The 21,232-nt window shown below is 35.1% G+C and carries 17 protein-coding genes and 1 pseudogene; 12 read left to right on the plus strand and 6 right to left on the minus strand.

The window, feature by feature from the left end; all coding sequences use genetic code 11:
- From BAQ48_RS04820 to BAQ48_RS04835, 4 genes and pseudogenes are all read left to right on the plus strand, one after another.
- A pseudogene (locus tag BAQ48_RS04820) lies at positions 1-264 on the plus strand (alanine dehydrogenase); the annotation flags it as partial.
- Positions 265-367: 103 nt separating this feature from the next.
- Complete coding sequence (locus tag BAQ48_RS04825; protein WP_001284882.1) at positions 368-1,783, plus strand: amino acid permease; 1,416 nt, start codon at positions 368-370, stop codon at positions 1,781-1,783.
- A gap of 410 nt (positions 1,784-2,193) precedes the next feature.
- On the plus strand, positions 2,194-2,571 hold the full coding sequence (locus tag BAQ48_RS04830) for an ArsR/SmtB family transcription factor (protein WP_071710187.1): 378 nt from the start codon (positions 2,194-2,196) through the stop codon (positions 2,569-2,571).
- Between the two features lie 26 nt (positions 2,572-2,597).
- Positions 2,598-4,964 (plus strand): heavy metal translocating P-type ATPase, encoded by a 2,367-nt coding sequence (locus BAQ48_RS04835; RefSeq protein WP_071710188.1) that lies wholly within the window; start codon positions 2,598-2,600, stop codon positions 4,962-4,964.
- Positions 4,965-5,167: 203 nt separating this feature from the next.
- Here the strand turns inward: BAQ48_RS04835 and BAQ48_RS04840 are convergent, their stop codons facing one another.
- Positions 5,168-6,631: a nicotinate phosphoribosyltransferase gene (locus BAQ48_RS04840; RefSeq protein WP_071710189.1), complete on the minus strand. Its 1,464-nt coding sequence runs from the start codon at positions 6,629-6,631 to the stop codon at positions 5,168-5,170.
- A gap of 199 nt (positions 6,632-6,830) precedes the next feature.
- Here BAQ48_RS04840 and BAQ48_RS04845 point away from each other — a divergent pair, with 199 nt between their 5' ends.
- The 3 genes from BAQ48_RS04845 to BAQ48_RS04855 all read left to right on the plus strand — a co-directional run bounded on the left by BAQ48_RS04845 (position 6,831) and on the right by BAQ48_RS04855 (position 10,103).
- The gene (locus tag BAQ48_RS04845) at positions 6,831-8,108 is read left to right on the plus strand and encodes a tetratricopeptide repeat protein (protein ID WP_071710190.1); all 1,278 of its coding nucleotides are present in this window, start codon (positions 6,831-6,833) and stop codon (positions 8,106-8,108) included.
- Complete coding sequence (locus tag BAQ48_RS27455; RefSeq protein ID WP_071710191.1) at positions 8,105-8,233, plus strand: NprX family peptide pheromone; 129 nt, start codon at positions 8,105-8,107, stop codon at positions 8,231-8,233. The genes BAQ48_RS04845 and BAQ48_RS27455 overlap by 4 nt, the downstream gene beginning before the upstream one ends.
- A 172-nt stretch (positions 8,234-8,405) precedes the next feature.
- Positions 8,406-10,103, plus strand: a complete 1,698-nt coding sequence (locus tag BAQ48_RS04855; protein WP_071710192.1) for a M4 family metallopeptidase — start codon at positions 8,406-8,408, stop codon at positions 10,101-10,103.
- Positions 10,104-10,166: 63 nt separating this feature from the next.
- On the opposite strand, the gene BAQ48_RS04860 is transcribed toward BAQ48_RS04855, so the two are convergent.
- Positions 10,167-10,715, minus strand: a complete 549-nt coding sequence (locus BAQ48_RS04860) for a TVP38/TMEM64 family protein (RefSeq protein WP_000852203.1) — start codon at positions 10,713-10,715, stop codon at positions 10,167-10,169.
- Positions 10,716-11,113: 398 nt separating this feature from the next.
- Here BAQ48_RS04860 and BAQ48_RS04865 point away from each other — a divergent pair, with 398 nt between their 5' ends.
- Together BAQ48_RS04865 and BAQ48_RS04870 are read left to right on the plus strand one after the other, a co-directional pair.
- The gene (locus BAQ48_RS04865; protein ID WP_071710193.1) at positions 11,114-11,632 is read left to right on the plus strand and encodes an RNase A-like domain-containing lipoprotein; all 519 of its coding nucleotides are present in this window, start codon (positions 11,114-11,116) and stop codon (positions 11,630-11,632) included.
- A gap of 15 nt (positions 11,633-11,647) precedes the next feature.
- A complete protein-coding gene (locus tag BAQ48_RS04870; RefSeq protein WP_071710194.1) occupies positions 11,648-11,920 on the plus strand; it encodes a hypothetical protein in 273 nt (90 codons plus the stop codon).
- 48 nt (positions 11,921-11,968) lie between these two features.
- On the opposite strand, the gene BAQ48_RS04875 is transcribed toward BAQ48_RS04870, so the two are convergent.
- The 3 genes from BAQ48_RS04875 to BAQ48_RS04885 all read right to left on the minus strand — a co-directional run bounded on the left by BAQ48_RS04875 (position 11,969) and on the right by BAQ48_RS04885 (position 15,847).
- Entirely contained in the window at positions 11,969-13,231 is a 1,263-nt protein-coding gene (locus BAQ48_RS04875; protein WP_071710195.1) for a VanW family protein, read from the minus strand.
- Positions 13,232-13,465: 234 nt separating this feature from the next.
- Positions 13,466-14,482, minus strand: a complete 1,017-nt coding sequence (locus BAQ48_RS04880) for an LCP family protein (protein ID WP_071710196.1) — start codon at positions 14,480-14,482, stop codon at positions 13,466-13,468.
- A gap of 186 nt (positions 14,483-14,668) precedes the next feature.
- On the minus strand, positions 14,669-15,847 hold the full coding sequence (locus BAQ48_RS04885) for a NupC/NupG family nucleoside CNT transporter (RefSeq protein WP_071710197.1): 1,179 nt from the start codon (positions 15,845-15,847) through the stop codon (positions 14,669-14,671).
- 91 nt (positions 15,848-15,938) lie between these two features.
- Between BAQ48_RS04885 and gloA2 the strand changes: the two genes are divergently transcribed.
- The 3 genes from gloA2 to aspA all read left to right on the plus strand — a co-directional run bounded on the left by gloA2 (position 15,939) and on the right by aspA (position 19,338).
- Positions 15,939-16,325, plus strand: a complete 387-nt coding sequence (gene gloA2 / locus BAQ48_RS04890) for an SMU1112c/YaeR family gloxylase I-like metalloprotein (protein WP_071710198.1) — start codon at positions 15,939-15,941, stop codon at positions 16,323-16,325.
- A 108-nt stretch (positions 16,326-16,433) separates the two neighbouring features.
- Positions 16,434-17,732: a hemolysin family protein gene (locus BAQ48_RS04895; protein WP_071710199.1), complete on the plus strand. Its 1,299-nt coding sequence runs from the start codon at positions 16,434-16,436 to the stop codon at positions 17,730-17,732.
- A gap of 172 nt (positions 17,733-17,904) precedes the next feature.
- On the plus strand, positions 17,905-19,338 hold the full coding sequence (aspA, locus tag BAQ48_RS04900) for an aspartate ammonia-lyase (protein WP_071710200.1): 1,434 nt from the start codon (positions 17,905-17,907) through the stop codon (positions 19,336-19,338).
- Positions 19,339-19,377: 39 nt separating this feature from the next.
- Here the strand turns inward: aspA and BAQ48_RS04905 are convergent, their stop codons facing one another.
- Positions 19,378-20,997: a lactate permease LctP family transporter gene (locus BAQ48_RS04905; RefSeq protein WP_071710201.1), complete on the minus strand. Its 1,620-nt coding sequence runs from the start codon at positions 20,995-20,997 to the stop codon at positions 19,378-19,380.
- Between the last annotated feature and the right edge of the window lie 235 nt (positions 20,998-21,232).

Here is a 21,232-nt window from a genome sequence, read left to right on the forward strand (position 1 = left end):
CACGGCGTTGTTCACTATGCAGTTGCTAACATGCCAGGTGCGGTTCCACGTACATCAACTCTTGCATTAACAAACGTAACAGTACCATATGCAGTACAAATTGCGAACAAAGGCTACAAAGAAGCTTGCCTAAGCAACTCTGCATTATTAAAAGGTCTTAACACATTAGATGGCTATGTAACATTCGAAGCAGTTGCAGAAGCTCACGGTGTAGAGTACAAAGGTGCTAAAGAATTATTAGAAACAGCAACAGTATCTTGCTAATAAAAGCATTATACAAAACAAAATCGAACAATATATAAAACAACATGATAAGAGCTAAGAGATAATACCTCTTAGCTCTTCTTGGTAAAAGGGGGCATTCATCGTGGCCAACCTATTTAAAAAGAAATCCGTTACGCAATTGTTAGGGGAAAGTAAAAGTAAAACTTTGACGAAAACGCTAGGGGCATTTGACCTAACAATGCTAGGGATTGGTGCGATAATTGGTACAGGAGTTCTAGTATTAACAGGATTAGTAGCAGCAAGAGATGCTGGTCCAGCAGTTATTTTTTCATTCATGATTGCAGCGATTGTTTGTGGATTTGCAGCTTTATGTTATGCAGAGGTTGCATCTACACTTCCAGTTTCAGGTAGTGTATACACATATTCATATGCAACAATTGGTGAGTTTATTGCCCATTTAATGGGGTGGACATTACTATCTGTATATGTCGTAACAACTGCCGCGGTAGCCGGTGGATGGACGGGTTATTTCAATAACTTAGTGAGTGGATTTGGATTACACATTCCAACAGAGTTGTTAAAGATTCCGTCACAAGGTGGTATCGTGAATTTACCAGCAATCGTTATTACATTAGTTTTAACTTGGTTACTATCAAGAGGTACGAAAGAAAGTAAGCGTGTGAATAACATAATGGTATTAATTAAAATTGGTATTGTTGTCTTATTCATTGCTGTTGGTGCGTTTTATGTACAACCAGAAAACTGGACACCATTTATGCCGTACGGTATTAGCGGAGTCTTTGCCGGAGGAGCAGCAGTATTCTTTGCTTTCTTAGGATTTGATGCATTAGCAACTTCTGCTGAAGAAGTAAAAAATCCACAACGTGATCTACCGATTGGTATTATTGCTTCGTTAGTTATTTGTACAATCATTTACGTTGTAGTTTGTCTCGTTATGACAGGTATGGTTTCTTATAAAGAATTAGATGTACCAGAGGCTATGGCATATGTGTTAGAGGTTGTGGGACAAGATAAAGTAGCAGGTGTAATCGCAGTTGGAGCTGTAATTGGTATTATGGCTGTAATTTTTGCTTACATTTATGCAACGACACGTGTATTCTTCGCGATGAGCCGTGATGGTTTATTACCGAAATCGTTTGCGAAAATTAATAAGAAGACAGAAGCGCCAGTATTCTCAACATGGTTAACAGGTATTGGTAGTGCTCTAATTGCTGGATTTGTCGATTTAAAAGAATTGTCGAATTTAGCGAATATTGGAGCGTTGTTAACATTTGCGATGGTTGGTGTGACGGTTATTATTCTTCGTAAAACACATCCGAATTTACAGCGTGGATTTGTGGTACCGCTTGTACCAACGCTACCTATTATTTCGGTTGCATGTTGTTTATTCTTAATGTTCAACTTGCCACTAACAACATGGATTTACTTCGGTGTTTGGTTAGCAATCGGAGTGGTTGTATACTTTGTTTATTCGAAAAAACATAGTCATTTAAAAGACGATGGAAGTTCGCAGGATAATTTAGAAGAAGCTAATTAAAAGGGATATAAGATAGTAAGCCTTGTGCGTCTAGGGAGCGCGCAAGGCTTTTTCTTTTGTTAAAATAAAGGGGACCTATGTTACTTTGGCGAATTTTGAAGGATTCATTTATTGCTTGAAATGTTTTGATCACAGAAATTAAGATGGTAAATTAGAATTTACTTCGTTAATTGTGGATGGAGTGAAAGTGAATAAAGAGGAGAAGGATGCACAGTAGTTTTCGTGCATCCTTTTTTGTATGAAGAGTATGATAGATGCGGAGAATATTGGTATGTTTATGTTGAAATGTGAACGGAATTGTCAAAAAAATCTTTTGATTTTTATTGACACATATGAATAGGCGCTCATATAATAAAGGTATAAGATATATGAATGATTGTTCATATGTTCAATTAAAGAGGTGAGCTATAATGGCTGAAAATAAAGTAGTAACACCGCAAGAAACTTGTTCTCAAACGGTAATTCATGAAGAAATCGTGGATCAAGTAAAACAAACAATTCCAACTGATGAAAGTTTAAGTAAAGTAGCAGAATTATTTAAAGTATTAGGTGACCGTACACGTACGAGAATATTACATGCATTATTTGAAGCTGAAATGTGCGTTTGTGATTTAGCTTATTTATTAGGAATGACACAATCATCTATTTCGCACCAGCTTCGTGTGCTAAAGCAAGCGAAGCTTGTAAAAAATCGTAAAGAAGGAAAAGTTGTTTATTATTCGTTAGCTGACCAGCACGTAATTCATATCTTCGAGCAAGCGTTTGAACACGTAAACGAGGAAGAATAAATAAGAACGCGAGGAGGGAGATAACGATGGCTGAAGCATTAGTGAAAAAGAAACTGATGTTAGAAGGTTTAGATTGTGCGAACTGTGCAATGAAAATTGAAAAAGGTGTTGGGAATATTGAAGGAGTGAATTCTTGCTCTGTAAATTTCGCAACAAAGACGATGGTTTTAGAAACACCGCAAAATAGAGAGAATGAAGTTGTTACGGAAGCGAAACAACTCGTTACAAAATTAGAGCCACATATTAAAGTACAAGAAGAACAAAAAACAAAATCGGCAAAAGAAGTATTTATATTAGAAGGCTTAGATTGTGCAAATTGTGCAATGAAGATTGAAAATAAGGTAAAGGAAATGCCGTCCGTTTCAGAAGCAACTGTTGATTTCGTATCCAAGAAATTGCGAGTAGAAGTTGTAAATAAAAGAGAAGTAGAAGCAACTATAGAAGACATAACAAATGTTGTTCAAAAGTTAGAGCCGGATGTAAAAGTTGTTCGTGAAGAGAAAACAGGACACGACCACGGGCACAGTCATGATCACGGTGATGGAAATGTGAAAAAGATGATAGGGCGATTAGTAGTCGGTGGAATTTTGACAGGAATTGCTGCCTTAGCTGATTTACCACAAATGATAACAATTCCATTATTCGTCCTTGCGTATTTATTAATAGGTGGAGATATCGTTTGGAGAGCGATAAGAAATATAACTCGCGGCCAAGTGTTCGACGAAAACTTTTTAATGGCAATTGCAACTGTAGGAGCTTTTGCGATTCAGCAATATTCAGAAGCTGTTGCCGTAATGTTATTTTATCAAGTAGGGGAACTATTCCAAAGTATTGCGGTAAATCGTTCTCGAAAATCAATTACGTCATTAATGGACATTCGTCCTGATTATGCGAATGTGAAGATTGGAAATGAAACGAAACAAGTATCACCAGAAGATGTGCACATTGGCGATTATATTATCGTTAAGCCAGGTGAGAAAGTACCATTAGACGGAAAAGTAGTCGAAGGAACATCGATGATGGATACTTCAGCACTAACAGGGGAATCTGTACCACGTGAAGTAGAAGTTGGAAATGATGTATTAAGTGGTTTTGTAAATCAAAATGGTGTATTAACAATTGAAGTGACAAAAGAATTTGGTGAATCTACTGTATCAAAAATTTTAGATTTAGTACAAAATGCAAGTAGCAAAAAAGCACCAACTGAAAACTTTATTACGAAGTTTGCGCGTTATTATACGCCAGTCGTAGTTATTACAGCGGCGATCATGGCGTTTATTCCACCACTTATTTTAGAAGGCGCTACATTCTCAGAGTGGATTTATAGAGCGTTAGTATTCTTAGTTATTTCTTGTCCATGTGCGCTAGTTGTATCAATTCCTCTTGGTTTCTTTGGAGGAATTGGTGGAGCATCTAAAAGTGGTATTTTAGTAAAAGGAAGTAACTATTTAGAAGCATTGAATGATGTGAAGTATATCGTTTTTGATAAAACAGGAACATTAACAAAGGGTGTCTTTAAAGTTACGAAGATGCAGCCGAGTGAAGGTACTACAGCTGAAGAGCTTTTAGAATATGCAGCATTTGCAGAAGTGTATTCAAATCATCCGATTGCACAATCTATTCGAAATGCATACGGAAAATCAATCGATGAAAATAGTATTGAAGACTATAGTGAAATTTCTGGTCATGGTACGGTTGTAAAAGTACAAGGAAAAGAAATTTTTGCAGGTAATGCGAAATTAATGAGAAAAGAAAATATTACATTTAAGCAACCAGAAACAGTAGGTACGCTCGTTCATGTTGCTGTAGATGGTAAATATGCAGGTTATATTGTTATCTCTGATGAGGTAAAAGAGGATTCAAAACAAGCGATTCAAAAGTTAAAAGAACTAGGCATTAAGAAGACGGTCATGTTAACTGGTGATGCAAAACCAGTTGGTGAAGCAGTTGGTAAAGAGTTAGGCTTAGATGAAGTTCATGCAGAGTTGTTACCACAACAAAAAGTAGAAGAAATCGAAAAAATCGATGCAGCGAAGCATGGAAAAGAAAAAGTTGCTTTCGTTGGTGATGGTATTAACGATACGCCAGTATTAGCACGTGCAGACGTTGGTATTGCGATGGGTGGTTTAGGATCCGATGCAGCAATTGAAGCGGCAGACATCGTTATAATGACTGATGAACCTTCGAAAATCGCGACAGCTGTAAAAATTGCAAAACGTACAAGAAGCATTGTATGGCAAAACATTATATTTGCATTAGGTGTTAAAGGGTTAGTTTTATTACTTGGTGCGTTCGGTATTGCAACAATGTGGGAAGCGGTATTCTCAGATGTGGGTGTGACGTTAATTGCAGTATTAAATGCAATGCGTGTATTACGAGTGAAAGATTTATAAAAAAGAGGACGCGGGTTGCGTCCTCTTTTTTATTGGTTATTTTGTTGAAATTGACTCAATAAAATAATACCAAATATTATTTTGTTTTAAAATAACATAATATTAAAATTTACGAATAATATATATTTGTCTTCTTATTTTAATATATTTTCCAAGAAGATACATATAGTATTGAAAAAACAGAGAAGGGGCAACTTCTCTGTTTATTTTTGTATGTTTTTTTCAACTTGTTCTCGAACAGTTTGAATGTAATTCATTTTATGATCCCAACATTCTTGGCTTAAATCGACAGGGTACTCTTCGGGATTTAAAGTTCGCATATATTCTTCCCAAAATAGCGCGAGGCTCTGTTCGTTATATTTTTGAATGTCTAATATGCTTGGTAATTCGTATGTTCGTTTGCCGTTAACGAAAATATCTTTATGCAGTTCACATGCTTCGAAGTTTGTTACGAATTTACTTATATATGTGTGAACCGGATGAAACATTTTTAATCGTTCTTCTTTTCCAGGTTCTTCAGCATCTAATGCAATATAATCGCCTTCAGCATGGTTATTAACTCGGTTGATAATACGGTAAATTCGTTTCAATCCTGGAGTAGTAATCTTTTCTGGATTAGATGAAATTTTAATCGTATCATTTAATGTTCCGTTAGTATCTTCAATCGCAACTAGTTTATAGACGGCTCCTAATGCTGGTTGTTCAAAGGACGTAATTAATTTCGTTCCAACACCCCATACGTCTATTTTTGCGCCTTGAGATTTAAGGTGCATAATCGTGTATTCATCTAAATCGCTAGAAGCAATAATTTTTGTATTTGTAAACCCAGCTTCATCGAGTAGTTTTCTTGCCTTTTTAGATAAATAAGCCATATCGCCACTATCAAGACGAATGCCATAGAAATCGATACGATCTCCGAATTCTTTCGCGACACGAATTGCATTTGGAACACCTGATTTTAAAGTGTCGTATGTATCAACAAGAAATACACACTTTTTATGTGTCTCAGCATATTTTTTAAACGCAACATATTCATCACGATACGCTTGAACGAAAGAATGGGCATGAGTACCGGCTACAGGGATGCCAAAACGTTTTCCGGCACGAACGTTGCTTGTAGATGAAAACCCACCAATAAAGGCCGCTCGTGTACCCCAAAGGGCAGCATCAAACTCATGGGCACGTCTTGTGCCGAACTCTAAAAGTTCATCGTTATTTGCAGCATGCTTCATACGAGCAGCTTTTGTTGCGATTAATGTTTGGTAATTCACAATGTTTAATAGGGCAGTTTCAATAATTTGTGCTTCGCCGAGCGGTGCATCAACACGTAATAAAGGCTCGTTATTAAAAACAACTTCACCTTCTTGCATACTACGAATCGTCCCGGTAAATTTCATATTTTGTAAATAATGAAGAAATTCTTCTTCAAATTGTAATTCTGCTAAATAAGCGATATCGCTTTCGGTAAAACTGAAATTTTCTATGTACTCTACAATTTTCTCAAGACCAGCAAAAACAGCATAACCGTTTTCGAATGGAAGTTTTCGAAAATATAAATCAAACACGGAACGGCGATTATGAATACCGTCTTTCCAATATGTATAAGCCATATTGATTTGATATAAATCTGTATGTAAGGCATAACTATCGTCTTTATAATAAGTCATCGCGAAAACACCTCCATAATTTGGTTATAGTATACCAATTTTTCACCGTTCGTAGCAAAGAAGGAATATTGAAATGAAGTCAAGAGAGAAAAAAATGAAATAATGCATATTTTTTAGAAAATTAGCATTTATCAATTTATATTTCTCTAGATTTTATGTATTATTAGAGTAATGGGGGTAATGAGAATGGAGGAGGACAATGCAACAAACATTAGAAAAAATAGGCAAACAAGTCTTTTACAAACGGCTACAGCAAAAAATGACACAAGAAGAATTATGTCAGGGCATTTGTTCTGTCTCATATTTAAGTAAAATAGAAAATGGAAAGATTGAAGCATCAGAAGAAATTCTACAATTGCTCTGCACAAGGTTAGAAATTGCTGTGACGGATTTGAGAGATGTAGAGGAAGATGTGAAGGGGAAGCTGGATGAATGGTTGAATGCACTCGTCCGTTTGGACAAGGCACAGGTTGAACGTATATATAATGAATTGCAAGAAGACATGCAACATGTTTTAGATTTTGAAATTATAAATTATTATAAACTACTTAATATACGTTATTTACTGATAAAAAGGGACTTTGTGGAAATTTCGGCGGAGTTGGATAAACTTAAGAAGGCATATAAGAAATTTTCGCCTTTTCAGAAGTTGTTGTATACGTATAGTAAGGGATTATTATGCTGTTTACAATATAAGTGGAAAAAAGGATTAAGTTATTTATTAGAGACAGAAATCATGGCAAAAGAGCTGGGATATCATGAGACTGGAATTTATTATAATATCGCCCTTACTTATAGCCATTTGGAAATTCAACATCTTACGTTGCACTTTGCAAATATTGCACTAGAGGCATTTAGGAATGAGTATAAATTCCGGAATGTGATAAACTGCCAAATTCTCATTGCATTAAGTTATGCGGAACAAGGACAATATGAAGAAGCTTTAGGGATGTATGAGAATATACTGAGGGAATCAGAGGCTTTTGCAGATAAAGACGTTCTAATGGCGATCACTTTAAGTAATATCGGGAATATATACTATAAAAAGAAACAATATAATCAAGCGAAAGATTATTATTTAGAGAGTTTGCGACTTCAAAAACAAATAGATTTAAATTATATAGACACATTATATGAAATCGCATTAGCATATATTAAATTAGAGCAGTTTGAAGAAGCGAGAGAGTGGATTGAAAAAGGTATTAGTGCAGCTAAGTCTGAAGAGAGATTTAATACAAAATTGTATTTAATTCTTATGCTTAAATATAAGTATTTTGAAGAAGCGCAAGATTATAAACATTTTTTGGAATTAGAAGCTACTCCATTTTATAAATCAGCGGGCAATAAAATAGAATTGAAGAAAGTATATGTGGAGCTTGCAGAATATTTTTCTAAAGCACTCCAATTTGAGCAAAGTAATCACTATTATAAGTTAGTTATTGAAATGTTAGAAAATCATAAGGAGGATGAAAAATGAAAAAAACATTAGCTGGAATTTTAGCAGTTGCAGTAGTACTTACAATTGTCGGTGGAGTAAATTATACGAGTAAACCAGATACTTATGGATTAGATTCCGGTGTATCACAAACTGTAAATGTATAATATTTAAAAAACCCCTTTCCAATCGGAAAGGGGTTTCTCAATATTTGCCTCCTAAAATTCTACAAAACTTGAGAAAAAAATTAATTGAATTTTTAGTATATTAATAGTGAAAACATAATGCTAATATGAAACTACTCTTTTTCAAAAAAATTTTTTATTAGGGGGAAGGTTCATGAAAAAGAAAAGTTTAGCGTTAGTGTTAGCGACAGGAATGGCAGTTACAACGTTTGGAGGGGCAGGATCTGCATTTGCGGATTCTAAAAATGTGCTCTCTACGAAGAAGTACAATGAGACAGTACAGTCACCTGAGTTTATTTCTGGTGATCTAACTGGAGCGACTGGCAAGAAAGCGGAATCTGTTGTGTTTGATTATTTAAACGCAGCAAAAGGTGATTATAAGTTAGGGGAAAAGAGTGCACAAGATTCTTTCAAAGTGAAACAAGTGAAGAAAGATGCTGTAACTGATTCAACAGTAGTACGTATGCAACAAGTTTATGAAGGAGTACCTGTATGGGGTTCTACTCAAGTAGCTCACGTAAGTAAAGATGGCTCTTTAAAAGTGTTGTCAGGTACAGTTGCGCCTGATTTGGACAAGAAGGAAAAATTGAAAAATAAAAATAAGATTGAAGGCGCAAAAGCGATTGAAATCGCACAGCAAGATTTAGGTGTAACACCGAAATATGAGGTAGAACCAAAAGCGGACTTATATGTATATCAAAACGGTGAAGAAGCAACATATGCATACGTTGTAAATCTAAACTTTTTAGATCCAAGTCCAGGAAACTATTACTATTTCATTGAGGCGGACAGCGGTAAAGTGTTAAATAAATACAATAAACTTGATCACGTAAATGATGATAAGTCACCGGTGAAACAAGATGCTCCTAAACAGGATGCAAAAGCAGCTGGAAAACCTGTAACTGGAACAAATAAAGTAGGAACAGGTAAAGGTGTATTAGGAGATACAAAGTCGCTTAATACAACGTTATCTGGATCTTCTTATTACTTACAAGATAATACGCGCGGAGCAACGATTTTCACTTATGATGCGAAAAATCGTACGACATTACCAGGAACATTATGGGCAGATACAGATAATGTTTTTAATGCAGCGTATGATGCAGCAGCAGTAGACGCTCATTACTATGCGGGTAAAACATATGATTACTATAAAGCTACATTTAACAGAAACTCTATTAATGATGCAGGAGCACCATTAAAATCAACTGTGCATTATGGAAGTAAGTATAATAATGCATTCTGGAATGGCTCACAAATGGTATACGGAGATGGGGATGGTGTAACGTTCACTTCATTATCTGGTGGAATTGATGTAATTGGTCATGAATTAACACATGCTGTTACGGAAAACAGTTCAGATTTAATTTATCAAAATGAATCAGGAGCGCTAAATGAAGCGATTTCCGATATCTTTGGTACGTTAGTAGAGTACTATGATAACCGTAACCCAGATTGGGAGATTGGTGAAGATATTTACACGCCTGGTAAAGCAGGAGATGCGCTGCGCTCTATGAGTGATCCAGCGAAATATGGTGACCCAGACCATTATTCTAAGCGTTACACTGGTACTAGTGATAACGGTGGGGTTCATACGAACAGTGGTATCATTAACAAACAAGCTTATTTATTAGCAAATGGTGGTACGCATTCTGGTGTAACTGTAACTGGCATTGGTAAAGATAAGTTAGGTGCAATTTATTACCGTGCAAATACACAATATTTCACGCAATCTACTACATTTAGCCAAGCTCGTGCTGGTGCAGTACAAGCTGCAGCTGATTTATACGGTGCGACTTCTGCGGAAGTAGCAGCAGTTAAGCAATCATTTAGTGCTGTTGGTATAAACTAAGGCTTTAAGAGAGTATTATTAATAAAATACCTCAAAAATAAAGAAGGAGCATAGGCTCCTTCTTTATTTTTTTCTCCATTTTTTCCACAAATAAAACAATCCAATGCAACCTGCGATTGTTACAATCCACTTTGCTTCATTCGTTCCATTCATGACATGGTAGGCAGAATATACTTCGATTAACAAAGCCGGTATTTTACCTATTGTGCTGGCAATACTGAAGGATAGTAAGGACATTTTGCCTAGAGCGGCAAATAAAGTCACGATACTTGATGGGATGAAAGGTATCAATCGAAACGATAGAACGAGTAGAAAGGCTTCTCTGCCTTCTACATAAAGAAGGCGTTCTACCTTTGGATACTTATTTACTTTGCTGTGAGTGAATTTCTGAAGGCCTATACGATAAATATAAAACGAGATAATAGCCCCTAATGCCTCACCTGCGATCGAAATCATGGTTCCGTTTGTTACACCAAAGAGCTGTATGTTAATAGCGGTCAAAAAAATACTAGGGATAACACCTAAAAGACTGATGATGATGTTGATTAAGATACTAAGTGGAATTGCGATTGAATAATAGTCTGTTAAGAAGTTTTGAATTGTTTCAGCCATTGTTTAAAATCCTTTATCTTTTTTTGCATTACACCATATTTCTATTGTGTAGGCAAGTGCAAATTTACATAATGTAGAAAAACGTTGATAAAACACCATCCTTATACTATATAAGGGTATTAGGTATAAGAAATGAGGGGTATATTTCAAATGTTCAAAAATAACCAAATAACCCTGGATTTAAAGGGTTTGTTTGGTTATTTTAGGAGGAATTCAATTCGGGAAATAATTAGAAAAACATAGGGGTATATTTTAAAAAGGAGGAAAAATAGTGGTTTGATGAAATCGGGTGGTAAATACAGCAAAATAGATAAAGGATTTAAAAAATGGGTATGTTTTTTCGTTGTGAAATTGACTTTTAGTGAAGTTACGATAATAATCATGAAAGAGGTGATATGATGAAACGAATAAATAGTCTTTTCTTGAGTAGTTTATTGGCACTAATGCTGATCTTAAGTGGATGTGCAGGAAAAGAACAAAAAACAGAGAAACAAACAGGGAATCAATCGACATCAGTAGAAAAAATTAGTGATAATATTTTAGATGAAATGGAAGGGCCACCTAAAAATGGTCACACGATTGAAAGACATGTAGGCAAATCAGAAGAAGATTTGAAGAATCGCTTGAAGAACGATAAAGTATCAGCAGCGAGTACATACTATGATAAGGAAACAGCGACGAAAGCTGTAAAAGATAGTTTGAAGCAACATGATAAGGAAATTCAAGAGTGGTTAAAAAATTCTAAAGAGGCTCGTCTCGTATTAAATACAACTCATTCATTCCCAGTTGGAAAAACGGTAATAAAGAAAAACATGAATGTGAAAGACAAGTTAGTAAAAACAGTTACTGTTTTAGCGAGAGATAAGTCAGGAGAATTAGGATATAAGATCATTACTTCTTATCCATCTGACAAATAAGAAGGGGGAGTACATATGTATACGACATTACAATACTTTCTTAAATCGTACTGTACGTTAAGTATTCATGAGGATGAAATAGTGAACGTGATGGAAGAATTTATAGAGCAAGAAGAGGAAGAAATTGTTTTGAAATTGCGTGATGAATTAGTAGCGATGAAAAAAAAGAATGCGTGGGAAGAAGCGTGCGTATTAGCTGCGAAGCAAGGGAATCGTATGTGGTCTTTAGAAGAAACGAAAGACCATCTTGAAGCTTTTTTACTATTATTGCAAAAGAAAAAGGCGTGATCTACTCACGCCTTTTTCTTTTTGGGAATTTGCCTGTTTATTAGCATCTCATTGTTTTGGAGCGCTTTTATATACGCTTTTTGAAATTTGTCCATTTGAGATTACCTCACCGTTTTGTGTTACTTTTTTATACGTTACCGCTGTTATTTTGTCATTAGCTCTACTAATTACTTGAGAAGAAACTTCAACATTTTTACCAGTATTTGTGCCGAAAATACGAGTAGTAATACTACCTCCATTTGAAAATGCTTGAATATAAATATGATTGCCTGTATTGTTTTTAAATTTTAAATCCGGACCATAATCTGCCACTGCTGCATCTTGCCCAAGTGGTAAATAATTTACGGGCATGGAATGATTGCTTCGAGAAACAATTCCTAAATCTGCCCTTAAAGCGGCGCTATATAAAGTACTACTAACTTGGCAAACGCCTCCGCCTGCACTTTGTATAACTTTACCTTCTGAAAATACTGCTGCGGATTTATAACCATGTGCAGCATCCGTTACGCCAACACGGCCATTAAAACTAAATGTTTCATCAGGTGCTACAATAACGCCACTTAAAGTATTAGCTGACTTATTTACGTTAAAGGATTGATTGCCATTACGACCAGCCATTGGAGTCGAGTATTCAGCGATTACTTCTTTAATCCCCATTTTTTGTATATCTTCTGTAGAGCGTTCAGGTTTTATGAGTGTAACTGGTAATGTAACGTCTGATGTACCAGCAGTAATGGCTTTCTTCGTTAAATCAGTTAATGTTCCTTTATCAATTTTTTCTCCATTTTGACTTTGGCTAATATTTACAGTAGAGCCTTCAACATTTAATTCTGCATTAACAGGATTTTTTAATGTTTCATTATATTTATCCTTTATAAAGCTCTCGTAAGTGGTTGTATTTAATTTCGATGTTAATTTATAGTCTCGTTTTAATTCGCCATTCTCAGCTTCTTTACGCATTTTATAGCGATTAATCATATTGCCTTCTTGTTCTTTAAAAATAGTGTCGACAATTTCTTTTTCGTTATATTCCACACCTAATTCTTTCCATATATATGTTTGTTTAGTATCTTGGGATACGTAGTTAAGGGATTTTTGATCTAATTCATTCACCTTTTTACTAATAATAGCTTGAATATCTGTTTTATTTTTTCCATCAAGAGAAATACCTTCAAATGTAGTGTTTGGTAATGCGGTAGTATTTAATTGGTTATTTAATGTGGATACATATTGATATCCACTAATACCACCTACACAAAGTAATATGCCACCCGCGATAGCGGAACCGATTAGTATTTTACTTTTCTTCATTTATTTCCCCCCAGAAAAATTGGTATAAATATATGTATTACATTTTTTGTATAAAAATGATGAAAATAACAGTATGTATGTCCTAGTATACTATTATTTTCACTATGTGTGTAATGTTTTTATAAAAAACGTTACACTGTTGTAATAATTGTCTCTTTTTGTCACAATATGCGTGAAAAATATGTTGAAAATTATAATAAAAAGGCTGTCTAGAAAGATCTAGCAGCCTTTTTATTATAATTTTTTATGCTCATTTTTATTCGTAACACCGAGATGTTCTTGAAGGGTTGTCGATATATCATTGACGCTTTTTTCGTTAGGAACGTAATAATAAATACCATCTATATATTTATCAGTACCTTCTACTTGTAATTTGTCCATTTTTAAATTTGAATCCATTGAATTTTTGGCAATTGCCATCATATCATCAAAAGTTAAATTTGTTTTTAAGTCTTTGTCGACAGCATCTAGTAGGCCGCCAATTTTATTAATTGAATTAAGGGATAGTGCTTTTTCAGCAATTGCTTCTAAAACAAGCTGTTGTCGTTGACCGCGCATATAATCACTATCGATATGACGAGTTCTAGCTAATGCAAGGGCTTCTTCTCCATTTAAATGTTGACGTCCTTTTTTTAGATGAATTGCATCTGCTTCGTCTTTACTATTTTGTTCTGTGAACTCAACTGGTACGTCGACAGTAATACCACCAAGGGAATCGACAATTTTAATAAAGGATGTAAAGTTGAATTTTACATAGTAGTCAACTGGAACATCTAAAAAATTCTCTACTGTATCAATTGTGCTATCTACACCACCGAATACATGTGCGTGTGTAATTTTATCATATTTATCACGCGATTTAATGTAAACACGTGAGTCACGTGGAATGCTGACAAGTTTAACGGATTTATCGCTTTTGTTAATTGTTGCAAGTAACAATGCATCTGTACGAGTTGCTTTCCCATAATTTTTTTCCCTAATATCACTTTCATCTACACCCATAATAAGTACAGAAATGTTATCAGTCATAGGTTTAACAGCTTTTTCACGTTTGCTGGATTTATCTCCGCGACCTAGTTCAGCATAAGCATTACTTAAAACAGATTTTGCTTTACTGTATATATGGAAGGAGTAGCCTCCTGCTCCCAGTGCTACAATTAGCAACGGAATAAGAAGGAGCCAAAGTAGGCGTTTTTTCTTTGAGCGTCCTTTTTTGGCTCGTGTATCTTTGTTCATGTCGGATTTCATCATTTTTTCTCCTTTAAAACTATCAAAGTGTATACATCTAAAAGCGTATTCAAACACATAAAAAATATTGTACGCTAAATAAAAGCGATTGTACATGTATAAAAAATAGACGTCTTGATTATTTATAAGACATCTATTCGTTATTGTATACAAAAGATAGGGATAAGAAAATGATAAAATTTTACCTAATTACAGCATAATGCTTACGATAATCGCAGATAAAATACTAACGAGAGTAGCTCCATATAGTAATTTTAAACCAAATCGTGCAACGACGTTCCCTTGTTCTTCGTTTAATCCTTTTACCGCACCTGAAATAATTCCAATGGAAGAGAAATTGGCAAAAGAAACGAGGAAGACGGAAATTATACCAACTGTGCGGGGAGAAAGGCTATTGGAAATTTTACTAAGATCTATCATGGCTACAAATTCATTTGTTACAAGTTTCGTGGCCATAATGCTACCAGCGGTGACAATCTCAGAACTTGGTACACCAATCAGGAATGCAACAGGAGCAAATACATAACCGATTAATTGTTGGAAAGTAATGCCGAATATAATGAGGAATAGGTCGTTAATACAACTCATTAATGCGACGAATCCGATGAGCATAGCACCAACGACAATGGCTACACGAAAACCATCAAGAATGTATTCTCCAAGCATTTCAAAAAAACTTTGCTTTTCACCCTTTATTTCCAAAATATCTTCGTCATCTTTTACGTCGTAAGGATTAATGATGAGTACGATAATAAAGCCACTAAATAAATTAAGAACGAGTGCGGTTACTACATATTTAGGTTCAATCATTGTCATATAGGCACCTACGATAGACATAGATACTGTTGACATAGCAGAGGCGCAAAGTGTATAAAGACGGTGCTTTGGAATTTGAGCTAATTGTTTTTTAACCGTAATAAAAACTTCTGATTGGCCGACAATGGCAGAGGCGATAGCGTTGTAAGATTCTAACTTCCCAAGACCATTTATTTTACTCAGAAAGTAACCAATCCAACGAATGAAAAATGGTAGTATTTTAAAGTGTTGTAATATACCAATTAAGACAGAGATAAAGACAATTGGTAATAATACAGTGAGGAAAAATGGCATTTCACCTTTATTTGCAAGACCACCAAATACGAAGTTTATACCATCAGCAGCGTAATCGAGTAGCTTTGTAAATAGACTGGAAATGATTCTAATAAGTATGAGACCGATTTCTGTATTTAATAATAAATAGGTTAAAATTAACTGTATAATAAGCATGATAAAAATTGGTTTAAATTTAATGTGTTTCTTATTATTGCTAGCAATATAAGCGAGTAAGAAAACAACAATCAGTCCGACGAAAAAAGTAATAAATTTCATAATAAGCCCCCTAAAAGAAATATTCTGCTATATATGTTTTTCATTTCAAGGGAGAATATGCATCTTTGGTAAAGAAAGGAATCGAGAGACCATGAATATATGTAGAGTACATCATGTTGCAATTATTTGTTCGAATTATGAGGTATCAAAGGATTTTTACACTAGAATATTAGGCTTTAAAGCATTAAATGAAGTATATAGAAAGGAACGAGACTCTTATAAGTTAGATTTATGTGTGGGAGAAGAGTATCAAATCGAGTTATTTTCATTTCCAACTCCTCCTGGGCGACCAAGTTTTCCAGAAGCAGCTGGGCTTAGACATTTAGCATTTGCTGTTACAAATATAGAGGAAGCTGTAAACCATTTAAAGCAATGCGGCGTGGAGACTGAAGCGATACGTATTGATGAAATCACGGATAAAAAATTCGTCTTTTTCCAAGACCCTGATGGCTTGCCTTTAGAATTGTATGAGAGCTGAAAATTGGTGAATTTTATATAGGGTTGCTTTCAAATAAATGAAGAAACTAAAGTGAAACTTCTTTTTAAAAGGAGGTGTAACTTTAGCTAAGAAAGCTAAAGAACATATGTGGATATTTTAAAATTATTGATGGTAGCCATTCTTATTGGGTTAACAGCCTTTTTTGTGGCTGTTGAGTTTGCAATTATTAAGGTGCGTAGTAGTCGTATTGATCAACTCGTCAGTGAAAAAAAACGAGGAGCATTAGCGGCGAAAAAAGTAACTTCAAATTTAGATGAGTATTTATCAGCATGTCAGTTAGGGATTACAATTACTGCTTTAGGGCTCGGGTGGTTAGGGGAGCCAACCATTAAACATCTACTCGAGCCGTTATTTTTAAAATTACATTTATCTCCTACAGTTTCCAGTACAGTTTCGTTTATTATTGCCTTTGCAGTAATTACATTTTTACATGTTGTCATTGGCGAACTTGCTCCGAAGACGTTTGCTATACAAAAAGCAGAGCAGGTTAGCTTATTATTATCAAAGCCACTTATTTATTTTTACCGAGTTATGTATCCATTTATTTGGGCTTTAAATGGTTCAGCAAGGCTTGTAACAGGGTTATTTGGTTTGCATCCGGCCTCTGAACACGAAGTAGCTCATTCAGAGGAAGAACTTAGATTAATCTTATCTGAAAGTTATGAGAGTGGTGAGATTAATCAACGAGAATTCAAATACGTAAATAACATTTTTGAATTTGATAATAGGGTTGCAAAGGAAATTATGGTGCCTCGTACGGAAGTTGTAGGCTTATATGAAGATGAACCGTTTGAAACACATATTAAAGTAATCGCACAAGAAAAGTACACGAGATATCCTGTATTTGGCGAAGATAAAGATGAAATTGTTGGAATGGTTAATGTAAAGGATTTGTTTATTCGTTATATGGATGGCAATCAAGATGAGGAATGCTCAATTACACCATATACACGTCCAGTTATTGAAGTGTTGGAAAATATACCTATTCATGATTTGCTATTACAAATGCAAAGAAGACACATTCCATTAGCTGTATTATATGATGAATATGGTGGTACAGCAGGGATTGTTACGTTAGAAGATATTTTAGAAGAAATTGTTGGAGAAATCCGAGATGAATATGATGAAGATGAACACCCACCGATAGAACATATTAGTGAAGGGTGTAAGATTGTAGAGGGAAAAGTGCTTATTAGCGAAGTAAATGATTTATTGGGCATACACTTAATCGCTGATGATGTAGATACAATTGGTGGTTGGATTATGGTACAAAAACAAATCGTTGCTGAAGGGGATGTTATTGAGAAACACGGTTTTTATTTTAAAGTCCTTGAAAAGGATATGCATCAAATTAAGCGAGTGGAAATAAAGAAAGTAGAAGAATGAATTTCTATAAACTTTAATAAAAAGGATATATAGAAAAATAAATGTTTGCGCTTTCAAAATAGGTACTATATAGTGAAGGTGGATACTGAAAAATTCTTCTGAGTGATACTCGTATATTTAGAGAGCGAATTTTTTAGATAAGGATTTAGAATGAAAAGTATAGGTGATGAAAATGATAGCAACGAAGGATATACGTATCGAAAAAGACTTTTTAGGTGAGAAGGAAGTACCGAGTGTAGCTTATTATGGTGTACAAACATTACGCGCCGTGGAAAACTTCCCAATTACAGGATATCGTATTCATCCGTCACTCATTACAGCAATGGCGATTGTGAAAAAAGCGGCGGCACTTGCGAATATGGATACGGGTTACTTATCTAAAGATATTGGACACGAAATTGCAGAAGCAGCACAAGAAATTGTTGATGGAAAGTTCCACGATCAATTTATCGTAGACCCGATTCAGGGCGGGGCGGGGACTTCCATTAATATGAATACGAATGAAGTAATTGCTAATAGAGCACTAGAACGTATGGGATACGAAAAAGGTGAGTATGCGAAAATTAGCCCAAACACTCATGTGAACATGGCTCAATCAACAAATGATGCATTTCCAACGGGGATTCATATTGCAACTCTTATGATGTTAGAAGAACTTCTTATTACAATGGAAGAACTTCATTCTGCTTTCCGTGAAAAAGCAAAAGAGTTTGATCATGTCATTAAAATGGGGCGTACGCATTTACAAGATGCAGTTCCGATTCGCCTTGGACAAGAGTTTGAAGCATATAGCCGCGTACTTGAGCGTGATATAAAAAGAATTAAACAGTCTCGTCAACATCTATATGAAGTAAATATGGGGGCGACAGCTGTTGGGACTGGATTAAATGCAAATCCTATGTATATTGAACAAGTAGTTAAACACTTACGAGTGTTTAGTGGATTCCCACTTGTTGGTGCAGAGCATTTAGTTGATGCAACGCAAAATACAGATGCATATACAGAAGTATCTGCAGCGCTAAAAGTATGTATGATGAATATGTCTAAAATTGCAAATGATCTTCGCATTATGGCGTCTGGACCACGTGTTGGATTAGCTGAAATTCAATTACCAGCTCGTCAACCAGGTTCATCAATTATGCCAGGGAAAGTAAATCCGGTTATGGCAGAAGTAATTAACCAAGTTGCTTTCCAAGTAATTGGAAATGATCATACAATTTGCTTAGCGTCAGAAGCAGGACAATTAGAGTTAAACGTAATGGAGCCTGTACTTGTATTTAATTTAATTCAATCTATCAGTATTATGAATAATGGATTCCGTGTATTCCGTGAATATTGTATTAAAGGAATTACAGCTAATGAAGAATTGCTGAAGCAATATGTTGAGAAAAGTGTTGGAATTATTACGGCAGTTAACCCTCATATTGGTTATGAAGCAGCATCTCGCATTGCGCGTGAAGCAATTGAAACAGGAAAATCTGTTAGGGAGTTATGTTTAGAACATGGTGTACTGACAGAAGAAGAATTGGATATTATTTTAGATCCATTCGAAATGACGCATCCTGAAATTGCTGGAGCTTCTTTATTAAAGAATAAGAAAATGTAATACGAAAAACACCGATCCATTTGGATCGGTGTTTTATTTTTAAAAGATATTAAATACAGCGTTTAATTGAAGTAAGCTAATAACAGCTAAGAAAATTAAGCTATATTTCATTGCTGTTTTAAATAGAGCAGATTCTTTACCAACTAGTCCAACTGCTGCACAAGCAACTGCTACAGATTGTGGTGAAACCATTTTTGCCATTGTACCACCTACTACGTTTAAGGCAACGAGTGTAGAAGGAACGATGTTTAACTGGTCTGCAGTTACTGCTTGCAGTGGTGCGAATAATGAACCACTTGATACTACTGAACCTGTAATGAATACGCCAATCCATCCTAAGATTGGAGAAAGAACTGGGAACGCATTACCAGTAGAAGAGAATGCAAGTCCAAGTGTAGATGACATACCAGAGTAGTTCTCTACGTAAGCTAAAGCGATAACACTACAAATTGTATATACTGGAGCTTTTAATTCTTTTATTGTTTCGATCATTAATTCTTTAACCATCTTACCTTTTACACGGTAAACGATAAGTGAAACGATAATTGCTAGTACGATCGCAGTAGTTGTAGAAGAGAATACATCGAATTTGAAAATCGCTGCGAAAGGTGTATCTGCTTTTGTAATAGGTGTAGTTTTCATAACCATATTATGAAGACCAGGGAACTGAATGTTAAATACTAAGTTTGCTAGTGCACCATCCGGAGCAAATAAAGCTTTAATCGGTTTTAAATTAAAGACTGTTACGAATGCAGTTAAGAATACGAATGGAGACCAAGCATATAAAATTTGATTGAATGTATGAGATTCTTTTTCTTCCTGTTTTTCTTCTTTAGCAGAAGATTTTGGTTGCCAAACACGTAAGAATAAAGCAAGAGCAACCATACTTACAACTGCTGCGAAAATATTAGTAAGTTCTGCACCTAAGAAGTAAGTTACAAGGAACTGAGTGATTGCGAAAGAAACACCACTTACAAGAATACCTTGCCAAGTTTCTTTAATACCTTTAATTCCATCGACCATTGAAACAAGTAAGAAAGGTAAAATAATGCTAATGAAAGGTAAAATAAGAACAGTTTGACGACCAATAGTTAATGCATCAAGTTCAGTTAATTGTGCTGGTACTGTAACTGGAATACCCATAGCACCCATTGCGCCACCAGCGATGTTAGCTACTAAACAAATACCTGCTGCTTTTAATGGATTAAAGCCCATACCTACAAGTAAGGCAGCTGTGATAGCAACTGGAACCCCTAGACCAGCTGCACCTTCTAAGAAAGCACCGAAAGAATAAGCGATTAATAATACTTGTAAACGTTGATCATTTGTAATGCTTGAAATACTATCACGAATGACATTGAATTGCTCTGTTTTAACAGTTAATTTATAAAGGAAAATTGCTGCGATAACGATAGTACAAATTGGATAAAACCCAGATAAAATACCGAATCCGGCAGATGCTACAGCTACTGTTGCTGGCATTTTATAAACAAATATAGCAAGAATAATAGCGACAATCACACTATAAAGCCCAGCGATGTAACTTTTCATTTTGAGTCCCATTAAACAAATGATGAAACAGAAAATTGGAAGTGCTGCGATTAGTGCAGATAACCAAATGTTGTTTAATGGGTCATAAATTTGTGTCCAAGTACTCATAATAATGACAACTCCTATCTATTTATATGTGAAGAAATTCACATTATTTGTGAAACTATTCACAATCAACTTACATGCTTAGTATATTCTCCTTCAACACTATTGTCAACGTAAAAAAGTATAATTATTCCATAATAGTGTTAAAAGTAACATTTTGTTCATAAAGTAGACAAAACCCACACTGATTAAAGCTTCACTTTATAATTGGATAGATGGCACGTATCTGTTTGATCTA

The organism is Bacillus luti, assembly GCF_001884105.1.
In the GTDB taxonomy this organism is placed as follows: Bacteria; Bacillota; Bacilli; order Bacillales; family Bacillaceae_G; genus Bacillus_A; species Bacillus_A luti.